At 74.0% G+C, this 24,946-nt stretch carries 24 protein-coding genes and 2 tRNA genes; 11 read left to right on the plus strand and 15 right to left on the minus strand.

All coding sequences use genetic code 11. The features are described 5' to 3' along the window. Positions 1 to 17: 17 nt before the first annotated feature. The gene (locus G446_RS0103040) at positions 18 to 1,025 is read right to left on the minus strand and encodes a zinc-binding dehydrogenase (protein WP_084778923.1); all 1,008 of its coding nucleotides are present in this window, start codon (positions 1,023 to 1,025) and stop codon (positions 18 to 20) included. Continuing rightward, positions 1,022 to 1,648 carry a PadR family transcriptional regulator gene (locus tag G446_RS15615; RefSeq protein WP_084778924.1) on the minus strand — a complete coding sequence of 209 codons (627 nt, stop codon included), beginning with the start codon at positions 1,646 to 1,648 and terminating at the stop codon, positions 1,022 to 1,024. Before G446_RS15615 ends, G446_RS0103040 begins: the two co-directional genes overlap by 4 nt. A gap of 90 nt (positions 1,649 to 1,738) precedes the next feature. Here G446_RS15615 and G446_RS15620 point away from each other — a divergent pair, with 90 nt between their 5' ends. The 4 genes from G446_RS15620 to G446_RS0103065 are packed head-to-tail and all read left to right on the plus strand — an operon-like array spanning position 1,739 to position 5,083. Then, positions 1,739 to 2,707, plus strand: a complete 969-nt coding sequence (locus tag G446_RS15620) for an ABC transporter ATP-binding protein (protein ID WP_245574562.1) — start codon at positions 1,739 to 1,741, stop codon at positions 2,705 to 2,707. Further along, positions 2,704 to 3,372 carry an ABC transporter permease gene (locus tag G446_RS0103055; protein WP_026409032.1) on the plus strand — a complete coding sequence of 223 codons (669 nt, stop codon included), beginning with the start codon at positions 2,704 to 2,706 and terminating at the stop codon, positions 3,370 to 3,372. The genes G446_RS15620 and G446_RS0103055 overlap by 4 nt, the downstream gene beginning before the upstream one ends. Then, positions 3,369 to 4,046 carry an ABC transporter permease gene (locus G446_RS0103060; protein ID WP_026409033.1) on the plus strand — a complete coding sequence of 226 codons (678 nt, stop codon included), beginning with the start codon at positions 3,369 to 3,371 and terminating at the stop codon, positions 4,044 to 4,046. Before G446_RS0103055 ends, G446_RS0103060 begins: the two co-directional genes overlap by 4 nt. Continuing rightward, on the plus strand, positions 4,043 to 5,083 hold the full coding sequence (locus G446_RS0103065; protein ID WP_084778925.1) for an ABC transporter substrate-binding protein: 1,041 nt from the start codon (positions 4,043 to 4,045) through the stop codon (positions 5,081 to 5,083). The genes G446_RS0103060 and G446_RS0103065 overlap by 4 nt, the downstream gene beginning before the upstream one ends. 603 nt (positions 5,084 to 5,686) lie before the next feature. Here the strand turns inward: G446_RS0103065 and G446_RS0103070 are convergent. The 5 genes from G446_RS0103070 to G446_RS0103090 all read right to left on the minus strand — a co-directional run bounded on the left by G446_RS0103070 (position 5,687) and on the right by G446_RS0103090 (position 9,082). Next, positions 5,687 to 6,352: a dihydrofolate reductase gene (locus G446_RS0103070; RefSeq protein WP_338072437.1), complete on the minus strand. Its 666-nt coding sequence runs from the start codon at positions 6,350 to 6,352 to the stop codon at positions 5,687 to 5,689. Beyond that, on the minus strand, positions 6,349 to 7,257 hold the full coding sequence (locus G446_RS0103075) for a thymidylate synthase (protein WP_084778926.1): 909 nt from the start codon (positions 7,255 to 7,257) through the stop codon (positions 6,349 to 6,351). The genes G446_RS0103070 and G446_RS0103075 overlap by 4 nt, the downstream gene beginning before the upstream one ends. Then, a complete protein-coding gene (locus G446_RS0103080; RefSeq protein WP_026409037.1) occupies positions 7,254 to 7,925 on the minus strand; it encodes a hypothetical protein in 672 nt (223 codons plus the stop codon). The genes G446_RS0103075 and G446_RS0103080 overlap by 4 nt, the downstream gene beginning before the upstream one ends. 49 nt (positions 7,926 to 7,974) lie before the next feature. After that, positions 7,975 to 8,418 (minus strand): OsmC family protein, encoded by a 444-nt coding sequence (locus tag G446_RS0103085; RefSeq protein ID WP_026409038.1) that lies wholly within the window; start codon positions 8,416 to 8,418, stop codon positions 7,975 to 7,977. Between the two features lie 169 nt (positions 8,419 to 8,587). Further along, on the minus strand, positions 8,588 to 9,082 hold the full coding sequence (locus G446_RS0103090) for a DUF2505 domain-containing protein (RefSeq protein ID WP_026409039.1): 495 nt from the start codon (positions 9,080 to 9,082) through the stop codon (positions 8,588 to 8,590). A gap of 53 nt (positions 9,083 to 9,135) precedes the next feature. Here G446_RS0103090 and G446_RS0103095 point away from each other — a divergent pair, with 53 nt between their 5' ends. After that, the gene (locus G446_RS0103095; protein WP_026409040.1) at positions 9,136 to 10,596 is read left to right on the plus strand and encodes a sensor histidine kinase; all 1,461 of its coding nucleotides are present in this window, start codon (positions 9,136 to 9,138) and stop codon (positions 10,594 to 10,596) included. A gap of 78 nt (positions 10,597 to 10,674) precedes the next feature. Here the strand turns inward: G446_RS0103095 and G446_RS0103100 are convergent, their stop codons facing one another. Together G446_RS0103100 and G446_RS15625 are read right to left on the minus strand one after the other, a co-directional pair. Beyond that, a complete protein-coding gene (locus G446_RS0103100; protein ID WP_026409041.1) occupies positions 10,675 to 10,923 on the minus strand; it encodes a WhiB family transcriptional regulator in 249 nt (82 codons plus the stop codon). Positions 10,924 to 11,149: 226 nt separating this feature from the next. Further along, complete coding sequence (locus tag G446_RS15625) at positions 11,150 to 14,542, minus strand: FHA domain-containing protein (protein WP_051285601.1); 3,393 nt, start codon at positions 14,540 to 14,542, stop codon at positions 11,150 to 11,152. A gap of 112 nt (positions 14,543 to 14,654) precedes the next feature. On the opposite strand from G446_RS15625, the gene G446_RS0103110 reads away from it, so the two are divergent. After that, the gene (locus G446_RS0103110) at positions 14,655 to 15,506 is read left to right on the plus strand and encodes an SOS response-associated peptidase (protein ID WP_026409042.1); all 852 of its coding nucleotides are present in this window, start codon (positions 14,655 to 14,657) and stop codon (positions 15,504 to 15,506) included. Then, on the plus strand, positions 15,503 to 17,950 hold the full coding sequence (gene ligA / locus G446_RS0103115) for an NAD-dependent DNA ligase LigA (RefSeq protein WP_034468873.1): 2,448 nt from the start codon (positions 15,503 to 15,505) through the stop codon (positions 17,948 to 17,950). Before G446_RS0103110 ends, ligA begins: the two co-directional genes overlap by 4 nt. A 28-nt stretch (positions 17,951 to 17,978) precedes the next feature. Here the strand turns inward: ligA and cysE are convergent, their stop codons facing one another. From cysE to G446_RS0103130, 3 genes are all read right to left on the minus strand, one after another. Next, on the minus strand, positions 17,979 to 18,554 hold the full coding sequence (gene cysE, locus G446_RS0103120; RefSeq protein WP_026409044.1) for a serine O-acetyltransferase: 576 nt from the start codon (positions 18,552 to 18,554) through the stop codon (positions 17,979 to 17,981). A gap of 271 nt (positions 18,555 to 18,825) precedes the next feature. Further along, on the minus strand, positions 18,826 to 19,749 hold the full coding sequence (cysK, locus tag G446_RS0103125) for a cysteine synthase A (protein WP_026409045.1): 924 nt from the start codon (positions 19,747 to 19,749) through the stop codon (positions 18,826 to 18,828). Between the two features lie 436 nt (positions 19,750 to 20,185). Next, positions 20,186 to 20,866, minus strand: a complete 681-nt coding sequence (locus G446_RS0103130) for an IMPACT family protein (protein ID WP_026409046.1) — start codon at positions 20,864 to 20,866, stop codon at positions 20,186 to 20,188. A gap of 215 nt (positions 20,867 to 21,081) precedes the next feature. On the opposite strand from G446_RS0103130, the gene rpmF reads away from it, so the two are divergent. The 4 genes from rpmF (at position 21,082) to G446_RS21475 (ending at position 22,963) form a co-directional block, all read left to right on the plus strand. Then, a complete protein-coding gene (gene rpmF / locus G446_RS0103135) occupies positions 21,082 to 21,246 on the plus strand; it encodes a 50S ribosomal protein L32 (protein WP_026409047.1) in 165 nt (54 codons plus the stop codon). A gap of 34 nt (positions 21,247 to 21,280) precedes the next feature. Next, positions 21,281 to 21,351: transfer RNA gene (locus G446_RS0103140), tRNA-Gly, on the plus strand. Between the two features lie 55 nt (positions 21,352 to 21,406). After that, a tRNA-Pro gene (locus G446_RS0103145) sits at positions 21,407 to 21,480 on the plus strand. Between the two features lie 733 nt (positions 21,481 to 22,213). Beyond that, a complete protein-coding gene (locus tag G446_RS21475) occupies positions 22,214 to 22,963 on the plus strand; it encodes a DUF4434 domain-containing protein (protein WP_425393866.1) in 750 nt (249 codons plus the stop codon). On the opposite strand, the gene G446_RS0103155 is transcribed toward G446_RS21475, so the two are convergent. The 3 genes from G446_RS0103155 to G446_RS19065 all read right to left on the minus strand — a co-directional run. Then, entirely contained in the window at positions 22,845 to 23,423 is a 579-nt protein-coding gene (locus G446_RS0103155) for a hypothetical protein (protein WP_026409049.1), read from the minus strand. The genes G446_RS21475 and G446_RS0103155 overlap by 119 nt on opposite strands. A gap of 68 nt (positions 23,424 to 23,491) precedes the next feature. Beyond that, the gene (locus G446_RS19750) at positions 23,492 to 24,022 is read right to left on the minus strand and encodes a hypothetical protein (protein WP_156916495.1); all 531 of its coding nucleotides are present in this window, start codon (positions 24,020 to 24,022) and stop codon (positions 23,492 to 23,494) included. 19 nt (positions 24,023 to 24,041) lie between these two features. Continuing rightward, on the minus strand, positions 24,042 to 24,946 hold a 905-nt coding region (locus G446_RS19065), incomplete at its 5' end, for a Hint domain-containing protein (protein WP_211228227.1).

Here is a 24,946-nt window from a genome sequence, read left to right on the forward strand (position 1 = left end):
GGCCCGCCGGCCTCACTTCAGTCCCAGGGCAGGCCCACCAGCTTGCCCCGGCGGGCGCCGGAGGCCATGTCCCGCTGCGCGTCCACGATGTCCTCCAGCGAGTAGGCGTGCACCGGCAGCAGCTCCAGGGCGCCGGCCGCGATCCGGTCCAGCACCCGCTGGAGCTCGGAGGCGGGCAGGTCGGAGGACTGGCCGGAGTAGGCGGTCAGGCGCACCCCGTTGGGGATCCAGTCCATGGGGTAGAAGTCCGGGATCGTCCACGAGTCCGACAGCATGCCGGTGAAGCAGACGACGCCGCCCGGAGCCGTCGCCCGCAGCGAGTCCCGCAGGGTGGGCGCCCCCACGAGCTCCAGGACGCCGTCGACCCCGCCCGGCACGAGCCCGCGCACCCGCTCGGCGATCCGGCCGTCGTCGAGCACCGGCTCCACGCCGCGCGAGGTCAGCAGCTCCAGTCCCGCCTCGCGCCGGGAGGTCGCCAGGACGCGGCAGCCGCGCTCCGCCGCGAGCGCGGCCGCCGCCAGCCCGAGGGCCGAGGTGCCGCCGCGCACGAGCAGGCTCTTGCCGCCGTCGTACGCGTCCAGGCCGGTGGTCAGCGACCCGTAGGCGGTCTGGAGGGTCTCGGGCACCGAGCCGATGACCGGCCACGGCAGGTCGCAGGAGAAAGTGAGGACCTGGGCGCGGGGCACGACGACGTACTGGGCGTAGCCGCCGTCGAAGGTCCGCCCCATCCCGCCCATCATGGTGGCCGCCTGGGTTCCGGGGGCGAGCTCGCCCGCCGGGTCGAGGTCGATCACGCCGGCGGCCTCGATGCCCAGCACCCGCGGGTAGGTCATGCCCTCGGCCTGGCCGGTCACGCTGTGGTACTCGCTGCGGTTGAGGCCGAAGGCCATGACCCTGATCCTGACCCAGCCCTCGGGCGGGTCGGGGACGGGCAGGTCCTTCACCCGCAGGTTGTCCAGGCCCGGTGCGCTGAGCACGGCGGCGCGCATGGTGGCGGGGGCGGTTCGGGTCGTGGGGGTGGTCATGTCCGCTCCTGGTCGTCGGTGTCGGTGCTGCGGGGGCCGGCGCCGGCCTCGGCGGCGCCGGCGCTGACAGCGGTATCGGCATTGGCCTCGGCGGCATCGGCGCCGTCGGACAGGATCCGGCGCAGCCAGGCGATCTCCTCGCGCCTGGCCGCGGCGGCGATGAGGGTCATGCCGCGCCGGTAGGGATCGGGCTCGGCGGCGGTCCGACGGGGACGGCCGTCCCCGTCGTAGAAGAAGGAGGGCGGGCCGTCCTGGAGGATCTTCAGGCGGCGGCGCAGGACGGCGCGGCGCTCGGCGGCGTCGGGCAGGTGGGACAGGAAGGCCAGGACGCCGAGGAAGGCGGGCATGGCCTCCATCTCCTCCCGGGCGGGCGAGCGCAGGAGCTCGTGGAGGCGCTCGCGGCCGGCGTCGGTGATGGTCAGGATCCGGCGGGCGCGCCCGCCCGCGCCGGTCCGCGCGGTGCGGGTGATCAGGCCGGCCCTCTCCAGGCGGGCCAGGGCGGGGTAGAGGGCGCCCTCGGACAGGCGGGCGCCGGGGCCGTCGAGTTCGGTGATCCGCCGCCGCAGTTCGTAGCCGTGGAGCGGGCCGTCGTCGAGGAAGCCGAGGATCTTGCGGTCGAGCACCGACACAGCATACATCGAATAGACATGATGGAGGTCCGCTGATACGGTGAACGCGCGCCGCGCAACCGGCGGTGCTGGAAGGACGCCATTGTGATCAACGAGACGACCGCCGCCACGGCAGTCGCCGCCCACCGCGCCCCCGTCATCGAGTTCGACGCCGTCACCAAGCGCTATGCGCCCCCGCCGGGGGCGCCGCGCCCGGACCGGCCCGCCGTCGACTCCTTCAGCGCGACCGTGCCCTCGGGATCGACCACCGTCCTGCTGGGCTCGTCGGGCTGCGGCAAGACGACCCTGCTGCGCATGGTCAACCGCATGGTCGAGCCCACCGGCGGGCGCATCCTGCTCGACGGCGAGGACGTCCTGGCGCGCGACCCGGTCGGGCTGCGCCGCTCCATCGGCTACGTCATGCAGAACGCCGGGCTGCTGCCGCACCGGCGGGTAATCGACAACATCACCCTGGTCCCGCGCCTGATCGGCACCGACGGGCGCCGGGCCGCCGAGCGGGCCCGCGAGCTGATGGACCTGCTGGGACTGGCCCCCGACCTCGCCCGCCGCTACCCCCACCAGCTCTCCGGCGGCCAGGCCCAGCGGGTCGGCGTCGCCCGGGCCCTGGCCGCCGACCCGGGCCTGCTGCTCATGGACGAGCCCTTCGGCGCCGTCGACCCCCTCGTGCGCCGCGAGCTCCAGCGTGAGCTCATCCGCATCCAGGCCGAGCTTGCCAAGACGATCCTGTTCGTCACCCATGACGTCGACGAGGCCCTGGCGCTGGGCGACGAGATCATCCTCCTGCGCGACGGCGCCCGCATCGCCCAGAGGGGCAGCGGGGCGCAGCTGCTGGCCGATCCCGTCGACGACTTCGTCGTGCGCTTCCTCGGGCTCGACGACGCCGACCGCGCCCTTCACCTGGCGGAGGCGGCGGGCCGGCGCGTCGTTCTCGACGGCGCCGGGCGGGCCCTGGGGCGCCTGGCCGGGGGGCCGGGGGAGCCTTCGGGGCGCGCGGCGGCGCCCGCGGGGCGCCGGGGCGCCGGGAGCGCCGCGGAGCTGGGAGGGCGCCCATGAGCTGGGTCGCCGCCAATCTGCCGCTCATCGGCGACTACCTCGTGGTGCACCTGGCCCAGGCGGCCCCGGCGATCGCCGCCGCCCTGGTGCTGGCGATCCCCATGGCGCGCCTGGCCCAGCGGGTGCGCTGGGCGCGCGGCCCGCTGGTGACCGGCGCCTCCCTGCTGTACGCCGTCCCCTCCCTGTGCCTGTTCGTGGTGCTGCCCATCGTCCTGGGCACCAGGGTCTACGACCCCGTCAACGTCGTCGTCGCTCTGACCCTCTACGGCCTGGCGCTGCTCGTGCCCGCCTGCGTCGACGCCCTCGACAGCGTCGACGCCGACGCCGTGGACGCGGCCACCGCCATGGGCATGGGGCGGGTCCGCCGCTTCCTGGCCGTCGAGCTGCCGCTGGCGGGGCCGGCCATCCTGGCGGGCCTGCGGGTGGTGACGGTCTCCACGGTGTCCCTGACCACGGTGGGGGCGGTCCTGGGGGTGCGCAGCCTCGGCTTCCTGTTCACCGACGGGCTCCAGCGCAACCTGGGCGTCGAGGTCCTCACCGGGGTCGTGCTCACGGTGGCCCTGGCGCTGGCCCTGGACGCCCTGGTGCTGGTCGGCGGGCGCCTGGCCATGCCCTGGACGCGCCGGGCGGCCGCGAGCGCCCCGGCGGGGGAGGGGGCGCCATGACCCACATCCTGGCCGCCCTGGCCTACATCCGGGACGCGGCGCACTGGACCGGCCCTCTGGGCATCGGCCGCCTGGCGGCCCAGCACGCGATCTACTCCCTGGCCGCGGTGGCCCTGGCCTGCGTCGTCGGGCTGCCGCTGGGGTGGTGGGTGGCGCACAGCGGACGGGGGCGCGACCGGGTGGCCGCGCTCCTGGGGGCGGCCCGGTCCCTGCCCACCCTGGGGCTGCTCACGCTGTTCGGGCTGTGGCTCGGCATCGGCCTGGCCGCGCCCATGCTCGCCTTCGTCGTCCTGGCCCTGCCCAGCGTCCTGGCCGGCGCCTACACCGGCGTCGAGGCGGCCGACCCCGTCGCCGTCGACGGCGCCCGCGCCTGCGGCATGAGCGGGCTCCAGGTCCTGACCCGCGTCGAGATCCCGCTGGGGGCGCCGCTGTTGGTCGGGGGGCTGCGCTCGGCGAGCCTCCAGGTGATCGCCACGGCGACCCTGGCCGCCTACACGGGCGCCGGAGGGCTGGGGCGCCTCATGTTCCTCGGACTCAAGACGCAGGACTACGCCATGATGCTCGCCTCCGCGCTGCTGGTCATCGCCCTGGCCCTCGTCTCCGAGATCCTCTTCATCCTCGTCCAGCGGGCCGTGACCCCCGCCGGCGCGCGCCTCCGAAAGGAAACCCGATGATCCCCCACGACACCTTTAACATCCACGCCCCCGGCCACCTCGGCGCCGGCGGCGCGCTCGACTCCCGCGGCGCCACCGGTTCCCGCCCTGCCCGGCGCCCGCCGTCCCCGCACCCCCTGTCCCGGCGTTCCCTCCTGGGCGGGGCGGGGACCCTGACCCTGGCCTCGGCGCTGGCCGCCTGCGGCGGCGGGGGCGACCCGTTGGCTCGGGACGGCGCCTCGGCCGCGGGCGCCGCCGGCGCGATCGTCGTCGGCAGCCAGCAGTACTACTCCAACGAGATCATCGCCGAGCTCTACGCCCAGGCGATCGAGCACGCGGGCCTGACCGTGACCCGCCAGTACCAGATCGGCCAGCGCGAGATCTACCTGCCCGAGCTGGAGTCCGGGGCGATCTCCGTTCTGCCCGAGTACGGCGGCAACCTCCTCCAGTACTACGCCAAGGACACCGGCGCGACCGACACCGACTCCATCCTCAAGGCCCTGGCCTCGGCCCTGCCCGCGGGGCTGACGGTGCTGGACGCCGCCGCGGCCACGGACCAGGACTCCTACGCCGTCACCGGCGACAGCGCCCAGAAGAACGGGCTGGCCTCGATCGCCGACCTGGCCAAGCTCGGGCGGACCGTGAAGGTGGCCGCGAACTCCGAGTTCGCCACCCGCCCCTACGGGCCCGAGGGCCTCAAGCGGGTCTACGGCGTCGACGCCGAGGTCACCCCGGTGGAGGACTCCGGCGGCCCGCTGACCGTCGAGGCCCTGACCAAGGGGGACGTCGACGTCGCCGACATCTACACCTCCAGCCCCGCCATCGGCGACAACGGCCTGGTCGTCCTCCAGGACCCCCAGAACCTCGTCCTGCCGCAGAACGTCGTCCCGCTGGTGTCGGAGAGCCTCAATGCGAAGGCGGTCCAGGCGATCAACGCGGTCCAGGCCGCGCTCACGGCCGACGAGCTGCGCGCGCTCAACAAGCGCTCCACCGGCGAGCAGCTCGACTCCGCCACGATCGCGAAGGACTGGCTGACCGCTCAGGGCATGCTCGCCTGAGCGGGCGCTCTCCCCTTCCCCCCTCGCGGGATCGTTCGTTGTGCGCCGAACTCCGGTGTGGGCTCCGGGGCGCCTCCGACCGACCTGAGGTCCTGCGCGATGCGGGCTACTCGGTGACGTCGGTCCCGCGCGTCCTGCAGAGCCGGTTTTGGCGCTCCGGGAGGATCGTTCGCCTCGGCACTCCGGACGGGCCCGGCGGTTTCCGCATGATTCCGCGGTTCTCGCAGACCCGCTACCGGGGCGGGGGCCGAACGTTCCTCCCGGAGCGCCATTTCTCGCTCCCGCGCCTCCCCGCACCCCTCCCACGCCTTCCGAGCGAGTGAAGGATGGGGGTGATGGGACAATCGGGACGCATGGGATGGAGTCGGGGATCGATCCGAGACGGGCGGGCGCTATGGGAGCCTCCCCGGCGGCTCCCGACCGGGAACGGGGCGACGTCGGGCCGTCTGCTGCGCCACTTCCCCTCTACCGCGCCCTCTCACCCTCCGCTGCGCCCCTTTTTCTCGTACAGCAGAGGGTGAAGTGGCGCAGCAGATGTCGTGCAGCGCGACCTATGCGCGCCCGTCGAGGTCGGTCGGCGCGACCCGCTCCACGGGGCCGGGACTACGGGCGGCCCCGGCGGGCCCAGTGATCGACGCGCCAGGCGGCGTCGCCGGAGACGGGGCGCCACCGGCCGGGGGCGTCGCTGGCGGCCGGGTCCCACAGCCACCGGCCCGCGTCGAGCTCGGGCGCGCGCGCCGCCGCCCGCCCGACGACCCGGTCGGAGGCGTCCAGCGCCAGGGTGGACACCACGGCCCACTCGGCCAGGTCCTCGTCCAGGACCTGGCCGTAGACGTCGGCGCCCCCGATGACCCACAGCCGCGGCAGGCCCCGGTGGGCCTCCCCGCGCGGGTCGGGGCCCAGGGCGTCCAGCGCCTCGCGCCCGCGGCGCAGGGCCTGCTCCAGTCCGCCGACGGCGGTCGCCCCCGGCGCGCCCCACGTGCGGTTGCGGGTGAGTACGATCGAGCGCCTGCCGGGCAGGGCCGAGCCGATCGACTCCCAGGTGACGCGCCCCATAATGAGCGCCCCGCCCAGGGTCGTGGCCTTGAAGTGGCGGAAGTCCGCGGGCACCCGCCACAGCATGGCGCCGCCGGCGCCGAGCAATCCCGTGCGGTCGCGCGCCCAGATCAGGCCCAGCCGCGCGCCCGGCCCCGGGGCGCGCGGGCCCGCGGCATCGCCAGCCGCACCGACGCCGGCGTCATCCGGATCCGGCCCCGCGGCCCCGCTCACACCGCCACCGGCGCCTTAATGGCGGGGTGGTGCGCGTAGCCGGCCGAGGCGTCGATGTCGTCCATGCCGTAGTCGTCGATCGACTCCGCCCGCCTCAGGCGCAGCGTCGGGAAGGGGTGGGCGGCCGGCACCCGGGACAGCTGCTCGCGCACCTGGTCGACGTGGTTGGCGTAGATGTGGCAGTCGCCCCCGACCCAGATCAGCTCGCCCGCCTCCAGGCCGGCCTGCTGGGCGAGCATATGGGTCAGCAGCGCGTAGGAGGCGATGTTGAACGGCGCACCCAGGAACAGGTCGGCGCTGCGCTGGTAGACCTGCAGGCTCAGCCGCCCGCCGGTCGCGTAGCACTGGAACAGGACGTGGCAGGGCGCCAGGGCCATCTCATCCAGGGCGCCCACGTTCCAGGCCGACACCACCATGCGCCGCGAGTCCGGGTCACGGCGAAGGGTGTCGATGAGTCCGGCGATCTGGTCGATCGCGCCGCCGTCGCGCCCCGGCCAGCTGCGCCACTGGGCCCCGTAGACGGGCCCGAGCCCGCCGTCGGGGCCGGCCCACTCGTCCCAGATGGTGATGCCGTGCTCGTGGAGCCAGTCCACATTGGTGCCTCCGCGCAGGAACCACAGCAACTCGCCCTTGACGGGCTTCATGGCCACGAACTTGGTGGTGAGGCGAGGGAACCCCGCCGACAGGTCGTAGCGCAGCCGGCGGGCGAAGAGCGAGCGGGTGCCGGTGCCGGTGCGGTCGCCCTTGGGCGCGCCGGTCCGCAGCACCTCGGCGAGCAGCTCCTCGTAGGCGACATCGACCCCCGCGGGCGGCGTCAGGCCCATGGCCGCCAGGTGCGGGTAGGCGGGCGCAGAACCGGGGACGGGCGGGCCTCCGGTCCCGGTCGGGGAGCCGGGGGCGCTCATGCCTCGATGAGGGCGGGTTCGGCCCCGGACTCCGGGGCGGGGCCGAGCGCCGCCTTGGCCCCCTCGATGACCTGGTTGGCCAGCGCCCGCCCGCCGGTCCAGCCGATGGCGGCGCCGATCCCGAAGGGCACGAGCCGCCCCACGGCGAGCGCCCCGCCCTTGGCGGCCGTGCGCTTGGCCATCCGCTTGGTGAGCTGGGCGTTGATCGACTTCACCGTCGTCAGGGGCATCTGGGCCAGACTCTGCGCCGCCCAGTACAGGACGGACAGGCCCAGGCTCCCCCTCACCGCCTCCGACCCGTCCTCGCCGAGTAGAGCCGAGAGCACCAGCGCCCTGCGCCTGGTCGGGGACACGACCCGCAGCCCCTGCAGCTCGGCGACGGTCAGGACGTAGGTGACGGCGCTGCCCAGGAAGACGGCGGTCTGCCCGACCGTCAGGGCCGCCGCCGTGCCGGTGCCCACGGCCGGGAGGGCCGCGGAGGCCCCGACGGCGCCCGAGGTCAGGGCCGCCTCGGTGCGGAAGCGCGAGGCCGCCATCTCGACGAGCTCGGCGGTGTCGGCGTCCGGGCGCTCGCGGCGCATGCGGGCGATGCTCTCCTGGATCCTGCGGGCGGGCAGGGCGATGGCGGCGTCGAGCGCCCGTTCGACGGCGGAGGGGGTGGTGGCCATGATGCTCTCCTTGTCCGGCCTGGATGGGGGTGGAAGTGTGCGGCGCCGCTCAGCCCTCGTCGTCGAGCAGGTGGAGGCGGATGGCCGCGCCCTTGTCCAGGGTGTGGCCGACGGTGCAGCCCCGGTCGACCGCCCGGCGCACCCGCTCGGTGAGGACGGCGAGCTGGTCGGGGCCGAGGGCGGCGAGGTCGGCGACGATCTGGACGTCGAAGTCGGAGTAGCGCTCCTCCTCCTCGTTCTTCAGCGTCGCGCAGATGACGTTGGCGTCGAAGTCCTCGCCGAGGGCCTTGGCCAGGCGGTGGTCGGCGGACAGTGTGTTGCAGGTCGCCAGGGCGACCTTGAGCAGTTCGCCGGGCGTGAACTCGCCCGGGCCCATGCCCACCGCGACCTGGGCGCCCCGGGCGTTGTGCGCGAGATAGCGGCGGGTGCCGGTGCGCTCGGCCCACACGGAGTTGGTCTCGGTCGGGGTGATGACGTCGCTGGGCTCGCTCATGCGGCCGATCGTGTCACGCCGGGACGATCGTGTCACGTACCTGAATCGACCCGTCGCACTGTGACTCCGCCCCCGCCCGCCCGCGTCGAGGGGGCGGGGCGCGCCGCCCGGCTTCCGGGCCCGCGCCCCGCCCCCGGGGTCGTGCTTGCTCCTCAGTGATCGGTGCGGATCAATGCTCCGCGAGCCAGGTCGCTCCGCGGGCCTCCTCGTCGGCGACGGCGCGGTCGACCAGGCCCATGGCCCGCTCCTCGATGCTGCGGCCCACCAGCGGAATGCTCACGTCCAGGTCGACGTCGTACACCACGCTCGTCGAGTCCCCGGAGCCCTCCATCCTGGAGGTGGCGCCCACCTTCACGGGCGCGCCGCGCAGGGCCACGTCCAGGTCGCCGGTGCGCGAGCCGTCGTCGGCCGGCTCGCCCCAGGACTCCGACAGGTTGAAGGACGGGGCGGAGCGGATGAAGCGCTTGGCCGCGGAGGGCAGGCGCTCGGGCGGGACCGAGCCGGAGATGGTGGACACGAAGCCGCGCCCGCGCACGGCCACGTCGATGGAGGCGTCGGACAGGTCCGCGCGCTCCGCGCGCTTGCGCTGATAATCGGGGTCGGCGAGCATTGCGGCGACGCGCTCGGGACCGGCCGGGTAGGTGAGGGTGATGGTCTTCTTCATGGGGCAAATCCTGCCACGCGGTCGGGCCCGCGGGCCTCGGTAGGATCCCGTGTGTGCCGATTCTCCTATCCTCCACGCTGCGCGGGATCGCCGACCTGTCGACATCGGACCTCGACTGGCTCCATCAGCTCATCGCCGACTGGCAGGTCATCGCGGACCTGTCGGTCTCCGACCTGGTCCTGTGGGCCCGCACCGCGACCAACCGCTTCGTCGCCGTCGCCCACTGCCGGCCCTCGACCGGCTCGACCGTGCACCTGGAGGACGTGATCGGCCGCAGGATGCCCGCGGCCCGCGAGGCCATGGCCGTCGAGACCTTCGAGAGCGCGCAGATCCTCATGGCCACGGCGCCGGCGTGGACGGGCACGACGGCGGTGCGCGAGGAGTACGTGCCGGTGGTCCGCGACGGGCGGGCCGTGGCCATCATGACGCGGGAGACCTCCGTGGGGCTCATCCGCGGCGGGCGCATCGTGGACAAGCCGCTGGAGGACCTCGCCGACGCCCTGTGCACCATGATCGCCGGGGGGGACTTCCCCATCCGGGGCGCCGGGACGGTCATGCGCCACGGCACGCCCAGGGTGGCCGACGGCGTCCTGCACCTGGACGAGGAGGGGTTCGTGCGCTTCGCCACACCCAACGCCCGCTCCTGCTTCCACCGCCTGGGCATAGATGTGGACGTGGGGGACTGCCAGCTCGCCGAGGCCGTCACCTCGATCATCCCCGAGCGCACGCTCGTGGACGAGACCATGGCGGTGGTGCTCATGGGCCGCCAGGCCTGGCTGACGGAGGTCGAGGTCGGGGGGGTGTACCTGGCCCTGCGCTCGATCCCGCTGCGGCGCGAGAACCGGCGCGCCGGCGCCGTGCTGCTGGTGCGCGACGTGACGGAGATCCGGCGCCGCGAGCAGGTCCTGCTCAACAAGGACGCCACCATCCGGGAGATCCACCACCGGGTGAAGAACAACCTCCAGACCGTCTCCGCGCTGCTGCGCATGCAGGGGCGCCGGGCCACCAACGACGAGACGCGCGAGGCCCTGGCGGAGGCGGAGCGCCGCGTGGCCACGATCGCGACGGTTCACGAGGCCCTGAGCCACAACGTCGACGAGAAGGTCGACTTCGACGAGGTCTTCGCCTCGATCCTGCGCGGCGCCGCCCTGGTGGCGACGGCGACCGGGGCGGTCACCACGCGCCTGGAGGGGGCCTTCGGGACGGTGGACGCCGACACCGCCCAGGCGCTGGCCACCGTCCTGGCCGAGCTGGTCACCAACGCCGTCGAGCACGGGCTGGGGGACCGCGACGGCACGGTGACGGTGCGGGCCCTGCGCGACGGGCAGAGCCTGGAGGTCCACGTCATCGACGACGGCGTCGGGGTGGAGCCGGGCGCGATCATGTCCGGCCTGGGCACCAGGATCGTCCAGACCCTCGTGCGCGGGGAGCTGCGCGGCACCATCGACTGGCTGCCGATCGAGGGCGGGCACGGCAGCGACGTCGTCGTGCGGGCCCGCCTGACGGAGGCCTGAGGCCCGGGCCGGATCGGGGGTGCGAACGACGGCGCCCGCCGGACCTTCGCGGTCCGGCGGGCGCCGAGCGCTGCGGGCTCAGGAGGAGCGGCGCGCGCGCGCCGCCCGGCGCTTGAGGGAGCGGCGCTCGTCCTCGCTCATGCCCCCCCACACGCCGGCGTCCTGCCCGTTCTCCAGGGCCCACTTCAGACAGGTGTCGACGACCTCGCAACGGGCGCACACCATCTTGGCCTCGGCGATCTGGGCGATGGCGGGACCGGTGTTGCCGACGGGGAAGAAGAGCTCCGGGTCAACGGTGAGACATGCTGCCTGGCTGCGCCAGTCCATGAGGACCCCCTTTTACGGTGTCGTGCTGCGGCTACGGGCCGCCCTCGAAGTAGTCATCAGACTTCAGACTGCCGAGGCGATGCGGCGGGTGACCTTGTCCTTGGCCAACCCTCACACGCCGCTACCGACTGGGCAAGACCTCCGACGTGAGACCTGCGCCGTGGACCTGTCATGATCCTCACAGCCTCGAATCCTTGATTTTCCGCCGATCCTGAGGAACGGACCCTCAGGGGCGCCCCGGGGCGTCATCGGCGATCTGGATGGGCCGGGCCGCGCCGCGGTGGACCAGGGCCCCGCGCCCGGGCGCCGTCGGGGCCCTCGGATCGGACACCGCCCGCAGGCTCACCCCCGCGACCTGGGCGGCCGGGCCCAGCATCGGCCACAGGACCACCAGGGCGCCGCGGGAGCGCAGATCCGCCAGGACCCCGCGGTAGGCGGCGGCCGCGCGCTCGGTGGTCGCCGAGGCGAGCACCCGCCGCCCGCGCGCCAGCGCCCGCTCGGCCTCGGCCAGGACCTCCGGACCGGCCCGGTCCAGGTCGTCGACGACGAGCGGCCCGGCCCCGTCCGGCCCGCCGCCGGCCCCGCCCGACGAGTCCCCGCCGGTCCCGGCCCCGTCCGGCCCGCCGGCCGGGTCCCCGCCGCACTCGGCGACGGCGCGCGCCAGGACGCGCAGCGCCGTCGACCTGCCCGACCCGGGCGGGCCGACGACGAGCACACTGCCCTCGGGAACCGGCACGGGCGCCGCCGCGTCCCCGCCCACCGCCCAGACGACGGGCGCCCCCGGCCCGTCCCCGCCCCTCCAGGGCACGAGCCGGGGGATCGGCTCCAGACGCAGCGGCCCGGGCCCGGCCCCGCCCGGTGCCCCGTCGAGCTCGTCGGCGTCGGGCAGGACGACCTGGCAGGGGACCGGGCCCGCGGCGCCCAGGATGACCCCGCAGCCGGGCCGGCGCCCCGTCACCAGCCCGCGGGGCAGCCCGGCCAGCGCGGCCTGGGCGGGCTCGCCCGCCCCCAGGACGAGCCGGTCGCGCAGCGGCGCCGCCCACCGCGCCGTCGACGCGGCGAGGGCCGCGGAGACCACCAGCCCCGTCCCGGTGGCGCCCGCCGTGCGGCACATGGACTCCAGGAGCCGGTTGCCCTCCCCGGGCCCCAGCGCCTCGTCCACCACCGGCACGAGGGCGTCCGCCCCGTCGACGACCAGCAGCCCCCCGGCGAGCCGGCCCTCCGCCGCCAGCGTCCACAGGCGCGCCAGACGCCGCGGATCCGAGGCGTCGACGACGGTGCCGACCCGCGGGGCCCGGCGCAGGGACCCCCACCGCGGCGGCAGGGCGCACAGGTGGACCGCCGCGCCCGCGCCCGCGGCGCCCGACGCCGCCGAGGCCAGCGCGCTCGAGCGCCCCGAGCCCGCCGAACCCAGGACCAGCAGCGGCTCGACGGGGCGCCAGCGCCACAGCCCGGTGCGCTGGCGGGCGGGCTCGTCGGTCACCGCCAGCAGGACCGAACCGGGCCCGCCCGCGCCCCGCGCATCCGCGAAGGGCGGGGCCGCGGCCTCGGCGCGGGTCACCCGCTCCGGCAGCGGCGGAGCCCAGGGGCGCCACGGCCGCCCCAGCCCGGCGGCGGCCGCCCCCAGCTCGGCGACGATCCCCGCCACCTGCGCCCCGTCCCCGCACCAGGGCGCCTGAAGCGCCACGTGCTCGGCGCCCTCCACCCCGCGCACGACCAGGCGCCCCGGACGCGAGCCGAGCCGGGCGGCCTCGTCGCAGCCCACGACGTCGACGGAGTCGGCCGCATCCAGGACCCGCAGGCACACGCGCACCGCCGTATTCGCCCGGATCGCGGGGGAGACGGCCCCGGCGGGGCGCTGCGTGGCCAGAATGAGGTGAATGCCCAGGCTCCGCCCCTGGGCGGCCACCCGCATGAGCCCCTCCAGGACCTCCGGATGGGCCGACGCCAGGGCGGCGAACTCGTCGACGGCGATGACCAGGCGGGCCGGCGCCGCCCCCGCGTCCAGGCAGGACAGGTCCTTGGCGCCCCGCTCGGCCAGGAGGCGCTCGCGGCGCCCGACCTCCGCCTCCAAACAGGTCAGGGCCCGCGTGGTCAGGGCCGGATCCAGGTCCGTCAGCAGCCCGGCGGTGTGCGGCAGGTCCGTCAGCGCCCCGAAGGCGGCCCCGCCCTTGTAGTCCACGAGCACGAGGCTCAGGCGCTGCGGCGGCAGGGCCAGGGCGAGCTGGAGCAGCCAGGAGGTCAGCAGCTCCGACTTGCCCGCGCCGGTGGTCCCCGCCATGAGGGCGTGGGGCCCCGAGCGCACCAGGTCCACCCGCACCGCCCCGCGCTCGCAGACGCCCAGAACCGCCTCCAGCCCCGCCCCGCCGGACGACCGGGCCCACCGGCGGCGCGTGCGCTCCCGGTCCACTTCGCCCACCACGTCCTCGAGGGCGACCAGATCCGGCAGGCGCTCCTCGCCCAGGCCGGCGTCGCCCTCCTCCGGCGCGTCCCCGGCCCCGCCCAGCGCCACGGCCACGGGCCACCACCGCGCCGCGAGCTCGGGCACCCGCCGGGGCGGGCGGCGCACCAGGGTGGCCGCGGGCGGCAGGCGGGCGCCGTCGGCCGCCAGCAGATGGGCGCTGCGCTCGCGGCCCCGGTCCCCCCAGGTCGCGCGCATCCCCGACCCCTGCGCCTCGATCCGGCCCGATCCGCCGGCCATCACCTGGGCGCCCCACCAGGCGACCGCGCTCGCGGCGCCCGCGCCCCGCAGCGCGACGGCCTCCCCGGCGGGCAGCCGCAGCAGGTCCCGGCGCCGCCGTCGCCCGCACCAGGCGGCCAGGGAGGGCGCGGTCCGCTCCGCCTCGCCCCGGCCGGGGCCGGGGCCCGCCTGCGCCAGGGCCAGGAGCAGCGAGGGCGGGTCGGGGCCGCGCCCCCGCCAGCCGGTGCCCGCCCGTCCGCCGGTGCGACGGCGGCCGGTCAGGGTCGGGGCGAGGCGGCCCAGGGCCATGAGGAGGATCGGCAGGACCATGACCGCGCCCAGCCCGCCGCGCCCGCCCGAGCGCAGGGCCGCCGCCATGACCAGGATGACGGCCAGGGAGCCCAGGAGGCTCAACGCCGCCACCAGCCGCTGCGTCCGCGCCCCGGCCGGCAGGGGCACCGCCAGGCGGGAGGGGCGGCGGCGCAGCTCCAGCACGCTCTCGCCCAGGCGCAGGCGGGCTCCCTCGCGCCACCGCCGGGGTCGCGGTCCGATCCGGCGCCGCCCGGGGCCCTCCCACCTTCCGGGGTTCGTCCCGCCGGCGTCGGCGACGGCGACCCGCGACGCCCCGGCCCTGACCCGCAGGTGGCGGCGGGAGATGCAGGGGTCGGTCAGGACGGGGCCCCGCCCGATGACGGTCTCGCGCTCGTCGGGCAGGGCCAGGACGAGCCCGGCGTCGGGGCCGTGCACGACGGCGAGGTGCCAGGCGGTGCCCAGCGCCTCGCGGGCCTGGGCCGCGGCGGCCGCGACGCCGGGCTCGTCGGCGCCGGCCGGGCCCGCGCGGAGCGGGACGCCGGCCCGGGCGGCGCCGGCGTCGCGGGCGCCGGCGCCCGCGGGGCGGGGGCCCGCCGCGGCGGGGGAGGTCAGGAGGGGAGCGGTCACCCCTCCACGGTGCCCGAAACGGCGGCGCGGCGCAGCGCCCCTGTGGACGGCGCGCACCGGGGGTGCGCCCGGAGCGGCCTGTGGAGCCGCGCCCGTGTGGGACAGTGGCCCCATGTGCGGACGATACGGCTCATGGAGCGCGAGCGGGGCGCTCGCCGACCACCTCGGCGCCCGGCCCATCCCCGCCGACGAGGACCCCGGGCCCTCCTGGAACCTCGCGCCGGGGGCGGATGTGCGCGTCGTCGTCGAGCGCGACCGGGCCCGCCCCGGGGGGAGCGCGCCCGGCAGGGCCCTGCACTGCGCCCGGTGGGGCCTGCTGCCGCCCTGGGCCGCCGACCCGCGGGCCGCCCGCCGCGCCTTCAACGCCCGCTGCGAGACGGCCGCCGTCAAACCGACCTTCCGGGCGGCGATGCGGGACTTCCGCGTCCTCGTCCCCGCCGACTGCTGGTACGAGTGGCGCCGCGACGCCGCCGGCCCCGGCGGTGCGCCCGATGCCCGGGGCGCCCGACCCGGGCGCCGCCCCTTCGCCCTGGCCGCGGCCGACGGCGCGCCGCTCCTCCTGGCCGGGCTGTGCTCCTGGTGGCGCCCGCCCGCGCCGTCGGGAGGAGCCCGGGAACAGGCCCCGCCCGACGCTCCCGGGGTCCGAGAGCCCGCCCCGGACGGCCCGCGGCCCGGACCCGCCCTCCACGACGGCTGGCTGCTGACCTGCGCGATCCTGACCCGCCCGGCCGGGCGGGACCTCGCCTGGCTGCACGATCGCGAGCCCGTCGCCCTGCGCCGCGAGGACGCCGACGCCTGGCTCGACCCCTCCGTGCGCGACGGGGCGGGCGCCGCCCGCCTCCTGCGCGGCCCCAGGGCGCCCCTGCGCTGGTGGGAGGTCGGCCCCGCCGTCGGCGATGTCCGGGCCCGGGGACCCGGCCTCATCGCCCCCGTCGACCCCGGCGCGATCGTGTCGCAGGCATGAGGGAGGATGGGCCCGTGAGCAGCAACCAGCCGGCCCCCGACCTCATCGCCGTCCCCGCCGCCGCCCGCGAGCGGTGGACGGACCTGGTCCGGGTCATCGAGCGCGCCCGCGACGCCTACTACGACGCCGTCGACGCCCAGTCGCCCATGTCCGACGCCGAGTACGACCGGCTCTACCGCGAGCTGGAGGAGCTCGAGGCCGCCCACCCCGCTCTGTCGCTGCCCTCCTCGCCCACGCGCAGCGTCGGCGGCAGGCCCGTCACCGACTTCGCCCCCGCGCCCCACCACGAGCGCATGTACTCCCTCCGGGACGTCTTCAGCCTGGAGGAGGTCGAGGAGTGGGCGGCGCGCATGGCCGAGGAGACGGGCGTGCCCGACGACGAGCTGCCCATGACCGCCGAGGTCAAGATCGACGGCCTGGCGATCGCCCTGACCTACGAGGACGGCGTGCTCACCCGGGCAGCCACCCGCGGGGACGGCGCCACGGGGGAGGACGTGACCGGCAATGTGAGGACCATCGCCTCCGTGCCGCTGGTCCTGGCCGGCGACTCCCACCCGGCGCTGCTGGAGGTGCGCGGCGAGGTCTACTTCCCCGTCGGGGCCTTCCGCGACTTCAACGAGGCCCGCCGCACCGCCAATGTCGAGCGGGAGGCCGCGGGCCGCCCGCTGCTGCAGGTCTTCGCCAACCCCCGCAACGCCGCCGCCGGGTCCCTGCGCCAGAAGAACCCCGCCGTCACCGCCACCCGCCCCCTGGCCTTCATCGCCCACGGCATCGGGGCGATCACCCCGGCGCCGGGGGAGGAGCTGCCGGAGCTGCTCCACGAGTGGTACGGCCTGCTGGAGCACTGGGGCCTGCCCGTGTCGCCCTACAACGCCGTCGTGCGCGGCCGGGCCGAGCGGGAGGCCTTCATCGCCCGCTACGCCGAGCATCGCCACGACCTCATCCACGAGATCGACGGCATCGTCTTCAAGCTCGACTCGATCCTCCTGCAGGCAGAGCTCGGCCACACCTCCCGCGTGCCCCGGTGGGCGGCCGCCTACAAGTACCCGCCCGAGGAGGTCCACACCCGTCTGCTGGACATCGACGTCCAGGTGGGGCGCACCGGCCGGGTGACGCCCTTCGGGATCATGGAGCCGGTCCTGGTGTCCGGCTCCACGGTGTCCCGCGCCACCCTCCACAACGCCACCGAGGTCGCCCGCAAGGGGGTGCTCATCGGGGACACGGTCGTGCTGCGCAAGGCCGGCGACGTCATCCCCGAGATCGTCGCCCCGGTGGTCGAGGCCCGCGACGGCTCCGAGCGCCGCTTCGACATGCCCGAGCTGTGCCCCTCGTGCGGGACCCGGCTCGCCCCCGCCAAGGAGGGCGACGTCGACCTGCGCTGCCCCAACGCGCGCTCGTGCCCCGCCCAGCTGACCGAGCGGATCGCCCACATCGGCTCGCGCGGGGCGCTGGACGTCGAGGGGCTCGGGGACGAGGCGGCCGCCGCCCTGACCCAGCCCGACGCCGGGCGCGAGGACGCGCTGGCGGCCGTGGCCTCCGGCCGCGTCCTGAAGACCGAGCGCGGCGACCTGCGCCTGACCGACTCCCAGCGCCGGGCCCTGCACGCCGCCGAGCTCCTCGACGCCGCCCGGGCCCTGGCCGCCGGGGCCGGGCTGGGTGAGCAGACGCCGGTCCTCACCGGCGAGGCGGGCCTGTTCGAGCTGGACGTGGAGGACCTGCGCGAGGTGATGGTCTACCGGCCGGTGGCCTCGCGCGGCAGGCCCACCGGGGACTGGCGCCTGGCCCGCTTCTTCTGGTCCAAGCAGAGCTACGGGAGGGACGGGGAGGTCAAGCGGGCGGCGGCGCCGGGCAAGAACGCCACCGCCATGCTCGCCCAGCTGGACGCCGCCAAGGGGCGGCCGCTGTGGCGGGTGCTGGTGGCCCTGTCGGTGCGCCACGTCGGCCCGACGGCGGCGCGCGCGCTGGCGACGCGCTTCGGATCCCTGGAGGCCCTGCGCGAGGCGGACGAGGAGGAGCTGTCCGGGGTCGACGGCGTCGGCCCGACGATCGCCGCGGCGTGGCGGGAGTGGCTCGACGTCGACTGGCACCGCGAGATCCTCGACCGCTGGGCCACCTGCGGCGTGCGCACGGCCGACGAGGCCGACGCCGAGCGGGTCGAGCGGACCCTGGAGGGCCTGACGGTGGTGGTGACGGGGACTCTGGAGCGCTTCACCCGCGACGGGGCCAAGGAGGCGATCGTCTCCCGGGGCGGCCGGGCGGCCGGGAGCGTGTCGAAGCGGACCAGCTTCGTCGTCGTCGGCGAGAACGCGGGCTCGAAGGGGGCCAAGGCCCGCGAGCTGGGCCTGCCGATCCTGGACGAGGAGGCCTTCGAGCGCCTCCTGGCGGGCGGGCCCGACGCCGTCCGGCCCGCCGAGGCCGACGGACCCGGCGCCGCCGAGTCGTAGGGCCCGCCCGGACCGGCCGGGCGCCGCGTCAGATGTAGATCGTCGGGTCCATCATGAGCTCGGGATCCGTGCGGGGGTCGCGCACGCGGGCCGGCACGCCGACGCCGACGTGATCCGCCGGCAGATTCTTGACCAGCACGGCGTTCGCGCCGATCTTGGCGTTGTCCTCCACCGTGACCGGGCCCAGGACCTTCGCCCCGGCCCCGATCTGCACGTTGTTGCCGATCGTGGGGTGGCGCTTGCCCGGGTTCATCGACACCCCGCCCAGGGTGACGCCGTGGAACATGAGGACGTCGTCGCCCACCTCGGCGGTCTCGCCGATGACCACGCCCATGCCGTGGTCGATGAAGAAGCGCCTGCCGATCTTGGCGGCCGGATGGATCTCGATGCCCGTGGCCGCGCGGGCGGCCTGGGCCAGCGCCCGGGCGGCGAACTTGTGGCCCGTGTGCCACAGGCGGTGCGCGGCCCGGTGGGCCCACAGCGCGTGCACGCCCGGGTAGAGCAGCGCGACCTCCAGGCTCGAGCGGGCGGCCGGGTCCCGGCGTCGGGCGGCGGCCAGATCCTCCCGGGCCAGGTCGATGAGGGACCGGTGAGAGTGGTGCATGGTTGTCCTCGGTGAAGATGGTGGCGTGGGGCGGCGCGCGGCGCCGCTCGCCGTCGGGCGGTCGGCGGCGACCGCCCCCGCTACGGGCAGGCTACTCGGCGGGAGGAGCCTGCGCCGGGCCGACGGCGGCTCCCCGACGATCGGGGAGTCGCCGTCGGCCCAGTGCGCCCCGGGGCCGGTCCCCCCGGCTCCGGGGGCGCCGCCCCGAGCGGTTCCGTCAGGCGCCGCGGGGCGCCGCCCCCGCCCTTCCGGCTCCGGGCGCCCCGGCGCCTCAGTTGAGGTACTCGGAGTACAGGGGGGTCGACAGGTAGCGCTCGCCCGTGTCGGGCAGGAGCGTCACGATCGTCTTCCCGGCGAACTCGGGGCGCTGGGAGAGCAGGTCGGCGGCGGCCAGGGCGGCGCCCGAGGAGATGCCCACGAGCAGCCCCTCCTCGCGGGCGGCGCGACGGGCGTAGGCGATGGCGTCGTCGGAGGGGATGTGGAGCAGCTCGTCCCAGATCCCCTGGTCGAGGACCTCGGGGACGACATTGGGGCCGAGCCCCTGGATCTTGTGCGGCGCGGCCCGGCCCTCGCTCAGCAGCGGGGACTCGGTGGGCTCGACGCCGAAGATCTTGATCCCGGGGCGCTGCTCGCGCAGGACCCGGCCCACGCCGGTCAGGGTGCCGCCGGTGCCGATGCCCGCGACGAAGGCGTCGAAGTCGCCAGCCTGCTCCAGGAACTCGCGCGCCGTGGTCTCGCGGTGGATCGCCGGGTTGGCGGGGTTGGTGAACTGCGAGGCGAGGATCGAGTTGGGCGTGGCCGCCTGGATCTCCTCGGCGCGCTTGACGGCCCCGGCCACGCCGCCCTCCGTGGTCAGCACCAGCTCGGCGCCGAAGGCCCGCATGATCGCCCGGCGCTCCTTGGACATGGTCTCGGGCATCGTGATGATGACCCGGTAGCCCAGGGCGGCGCCGACCATGGCCAGGCCGACGCCGGTGTTGCCGGACGTGGCCTCGATGATCGCGCCGCCCGGCTTGAGGGCGCCGGCGGCCTCGGCCGCGCGCACGATCGACAGGGCGATGCGGTCCTTGACGCTGCCGGCCGGCTCGAAGGCCTCGACCTTGGCCAGGACGGTGGCCGGTCCCGAGACGACGCGGTTGATCTTGACCAGCGGGGTGCGGCCGACGGCCTCGGTGATATTGGACAGGTAAGCCATGGTGGGTGCCTCTTCCTCGTGTGTTCCCGCCTCCGGCGGGGTCGGACGGGGCCGGAAGACGGAGCGGTCTTCCGGGCTCTCCGATTCGGTGCGCGATCCGGTACGGGTGCCGGTTGGCGCGGATGGTCTGATCGGTGCCCTGGTCCGCCGACCTGCCCGCCCGCCGGGTATCGGGGCGGGGGCGGGCATCGTGGGCGGGGCATGGGGCGGGCTCACCCCGAGCGCCGGGCATGCGCGCGATCGCGCGCACGAACTCGTGGCCTGGCGCTCTACAGACACAGGCAGCAGGAGGGGGACATCGCGCGCATGACGCCGTGGGCGGTCATGGGGTCCTCCCTTCCTGCTCGTGGACGGCCGCGGGCCGTCTCGTACCGGGGCGACCATATCCTCCGGGCGGCCGATCGGACAACCGCGCCGTCCGCATGGTGGCGCGCCCTTACACGGGGCGTTCAACGACGCGGCTGCCCGCGGGTTCGGGCACCGCCCGCCCCCGGGTGAGGGAGGCCAGGAGCTCTGCCAGACCGGTCGGGTCGGGGCTCGCGGTCGACACGGTGAGGACGGCGTGGGTGGCGCCCCAGACCGTCTCCTCGACGGCGAGATCCGCTCCGGCCGGCCCCGCCGCGCCGCCGGCGCCCCGCAGCTCGGCCTCGAGCCGACCGGCCTCGCCGACGGCCACGCGCACCTCCCACAGGTGACGGGTGACCAGCCGCACCCGGGCGGCCGCCTTGAGCGCCCGCGCCGCCGCCTCGCCGTAGGCCCGCACGAGCCCGCCCGTTCCCAGCAGGGTGCCCCCGAAGTACCGGGTGACGACGACGGTCGCGTCCACCAGCCCCGTCCCGCGCAGGACCTCCAGGATCGGCCGGCCGGCCGTGCCCGAGGGCTCGCCGTCGTCGTTGGAGCGCTCGATCGGCCGGCCGCCGGGGACGGTCACGATGAAGGCGGAGCAGTGGTGGCGCGCCGCCGGATGGGCCGCGCGGACCGAGGCGATGAAGGCGCGGGCCTCCTCCTGCGTCCGCGTGCGGGCGGCGCGGCCCAGGAAGTGCGAGCGCTTGACCTCCAGGTCGGTCTCCGGCTGCGTCGTGCCGGCGAGGGTGAGGGTGCCTGCGTCGTCGGACATGACGGCATGGTCCCATGCGCCGCCGCCCCGCGGCAGGGGCTGATACGCCCGCGGCGCCGAGCGCATCGCCGGCTGGCGCCGCCCCGCGGAGGGACTGATCTCACACGGATCGCGCGGCACCGGGGCTGGTACGGGCTCGGCGGAACTCGTTAAGGTGTCCCTCGGTCTAGTTCTCGATGGATCCGACGATCCCCGGCCTTGGAAGGAGCGGGCTCATGGCAGTGCCGAAGCGGAGGATGTCCCGCAGCAACACCCGCAACCGCCGCGCGCAGTGGAAGGCGAAGCTCGTCCAGCTCAACACCGTCCGCGTCAACGGTCGCGAGATCACCGTGCCCCGCCGCCTGGTCAAGGCCTACAAGACCGGACTCCTGGAGCACTGAGTCCCGTCGCGGGCCGAGTGGTCGGTCCTCGCACGCGGGTGTAGCTCAATGGTAGAGCCTCTGCCTTCCAAGCAGATTGCGCGGGTTCGATTCCCGTCACCCGCTCGGTGAACGAGCAGGCCGTCCCGGTTCCTCCGGCGACGGCCCGTCCCGTTTTCAACGGGCTGTGGCGCAGCTTGGTAGCGCGCCTGCTTTGGGAGCAGGAGATCGTGGGTTCGAATCCCGCCAGCCCGACTGCCTCCCCCGGGCGCCGGCGAGTATGCGCTAATTAATGCAAAAACGATAAACAGGTCGAGGCCATGCATAAAATTGGCAGCGACACCATTATCGCATCCAGTACCGAGCTGAAGCGCAGTTCTCGGGACGGCCTGCGGGAGAGTGCGCTGTTCTAAGGACTTCGCGATCGATGGCGCGGACGGCTACACCGCGGCCGAGGCTTCGCTGAGCACCGGGGAGACGATTGAGCGAGTCTTCACCTACAGCGCCCATTATCCTTTTTACTCGGATGCCCTGCAGTGCGCGGACAGGAGCGGCGCCGCCGACGTCGGCGGAAGGCGCTACACCTATTGGCTGCTTCCTGCGAACGGCGAGGACGCCTGTGTCGCAAGCGACGGGAAGTACAGCCTGGTCGTTGCCGTGAATGAGAGGGGCGCAGACGATGCTGCGCTCAGTACCGTGGAGAATGCTGAGCTGTACGGTATGAAAGTATATCTGGGCATGCCGATTCCGCAGATGGGCCAGCCCGGTACGTCGGGCTATCCGGCGTACGTGGCCGACGACTCGTACATGGGCACGCTGGGCGCGTTCACGCGCAACCTGCTCCGGTCGTGGATGCAGGCATTCGGCGCCAGAACCTCCTTCGCCGGGCTCTATCAGGGCCGGGAGACCTCGGTCGTACAGGACCACCGCCGTTCACCAGCACACGCTCAACGTCTATGCGTCCCAGAACGACGTTGTCGCCGCCTCCCTGCCGGAGGAGAAGCGCCGCGTCGTGTTCAGCCCCTACGCCTCTTTCGAGGATCCGAGCCGTGCGGCATATTTCGAGGACCGGTTCCGGGACATCGTGCATACGGGTGCCGGAAGGGTCGACGTCATCCTCGCGCCCCAGGACGGCGTCGGCACGGGGAAGGTGAGCCCGAGCGACAAGGACTCGGTGGCCTCGCCCGAGAATGTCACCACGCTGTACGCCGCGGCGCAGAACGCGAGCGCGAGCGAGACGTGGGCGAATATCGAGCTGTTCGTTCGCGACAGCTCGACCTGTCGGGCGGGAAGCATCACATTCACCTCCGACTGCAGCGCCCACAAGGCTCGTATCGATCAGCAGATCGAGCTCGCCGAGCCGTATGCTCAGAAGATACTGGCCTACGACTGGTCCATGTACATGAGCAGGGCTCGCGTGTCGGCGGACTCTCAGGAGACTCTCGTGTCCTACCTGCTCAGGACAGGTGCCCAGAATGACGCCCTTGGCGAGGACCAGCCACGGTCCTCGGCGGATGTCGAGCTGGAGGCGGCAGGAGATCGCCCCGCGGGATGTCAGACCGATCTCGGCGCGGAGCTGATATGGGGGTGGACTGCCAGGCGGGACGCCAGGTCCAGTCTTAGTCCCACGAGCAGCCCTCATACGCTGGGCCGCCGTTCCTCGCGCGCCAGTCCCGGGTGTCCTCAATCTCCCGCGCGGTGTCCGGTCCGGGGTTGTGGTCGAGGAGCTTCTGGGTGAAGGTGTTCCAGCGGTTCTCGTCGGGGTCGGTCATACCCGTGATGGTTACGAAGCTTGCCAGGGTGTAGTCGTCGGTGATGCTCCCGGCGGCCTGGTAGAGGCGGGGGAGGCTGTCGCAGATGATGCTGCGGCACCTGTCCGCCACGCCCATGTTACCGAGCGCCGTCTCGGACGAGGCTGTCTCGCCGAGGCTGATCTCGTACAGGGCGTCGGTGGACCAGTACAGTCCCCAGGGGACGGTGCAGCGCCCCGTGCACACTGCCTCCACCAGCTCGCTCGTGACCAGAAGCGCCGCCTCTGACAGGCAGCGATTGTAGTACACGATACCGTCCAGGATCATCAGGTCCTCGCGGCCCTGGGCCCGGCCGCCCGCTGAGACCACCGCCTCCACAAGCCCGGGATCCAGCCCCACCCCGTCCAAGGTGCGCACACCGCCCCAGTCGAGCCTCATCTCACTCACCCCATTCACCTCCTGGTTTCGGCTTAGTCCCCCGCGGGAACTGCAGGCTATGGTCGCAGGCGGTTCGGCTACTGCCCCCACTCGTACAAGGCTCCACCGCGCTCTGCGCGATCCTGCTGGCACTCGTGAAGTTCGTCCTCGCTCAATACGCCTAGTCTGCGACTCGTCATCTGCTCGACAAATGCTCGCCATCTTCTCTCGTCGTCGTCGACTGTGCCGAGAATGCGGATGAAACTCGAGAGGATATCATCTTCGAGGGGACTGAGGGCTAGTTGGTATAAGTCTGGCAATCGAGACCTGACAATAGAGCGGCAATGATTGCCTATGTTCATGTTGCCGTGCTCTGCTTCATTTGTTGAGGGGCCTCCGAGGACAATTTCAAACAAGGTTTCAGCGGCCCAGGAAAGGCCGGACTCCGTGTAATCGCCTGCACACAATGCTTCGACTAGAGTTTCTGTCACTGGTGCGGCGGCTTCCTCTAGTCCTCCAGCGTAGAATGCAGTCCCTTCGATGTGCCAGTATGCTTGCTCTCCAGTTTGCATGTCGGGAGAGCGAAGCATGTCGAAGATTGGCGCCGGATCCATGCCGACACCCTTCATGGTTCGGACTTTCTGCCAGTTAATTCCCATTCTGCATACTCCATCTTCCGCCTTCGTCGCGAGGAACCTTCGGGGGAAACATGTCTTCGTCATACAAATCTTGACAATTGACGCACACTCGAACGTAAGGGTCCTTTGTTGGTTTTCCGTTCGCAATGTTCCGCACGTACCGAGGCCTTACTGCTTCCGTGTACCTTACGTCGCTGGGGGCTGCGCCTCCAATCTTCGTAAGGTAATTGCTTCCACTTGTTTCTGCGCAGAAGTGTTCTCCATTATGAAGATTTCCGGGTCTGCCGAGGACGGGTGGGTGGGTCTCAGTGTAAGTGGCGACCATGGTTGAGGTCCTCCTCGGCTCGGTTGCGGCTGCATTGAAAAGCTCTCTGCGTGCCGCGTCAAGTTGCTGTTCCGCGTTGAGGCCTCGCCACGTGCCCTGGTCGATGTCTGTGGGTGTGGCCAGGTCCCTTGGGTTCTCGACGGTGCATCCGTTGTGGGCCAGGATGTGGGTGCCGGTGGTTGTGGTGGTGTGGTAGGTGTGGGTGTTGTTGACCTCGATATTGTGGACGGTGGGCGCCTGACCGGTGGCGGTAACGGTGTGGACGGTGACGGGGTGCCCGTGGTTGTCGCGCAGGCGGTCGCCGGATTGGATGTGTCCGGCGGGGGTGAAGCCCTTGCCGTGGACGTACAGGGGGTGGGCTGGAGTGGTCTCCAGGTCGCCGTTGCTGGTGCGGATCCGGATGGTGGGCGTGTGCTCGTGGGTGAAGGTCCTGGTGACCGTGGAGGTGGTGGGTTGGCCGGTGTCGGGGTCGGTGCAGGCGACGTGGTCGCCGACGGCCACGTCCTCGATGGGCCTGGTGGTGCCGTCGGCCATGAGGACGGGTGTGCCGGCGGGGAAGCACGGGTCGCGGCCCACTGAGGAGACGGCTC

Origin of the sequence: Actinomyces dentalis DSM 19115 (assembly GCF_000429225.1) — a bacterium.
Classification (GTDB): domain Bacteria; phylum Actinomycetota; class Actinomycetes; order Actinomycetales; family Actinomycetaceae; genus Actinomyces; species Actinomyces dentalis.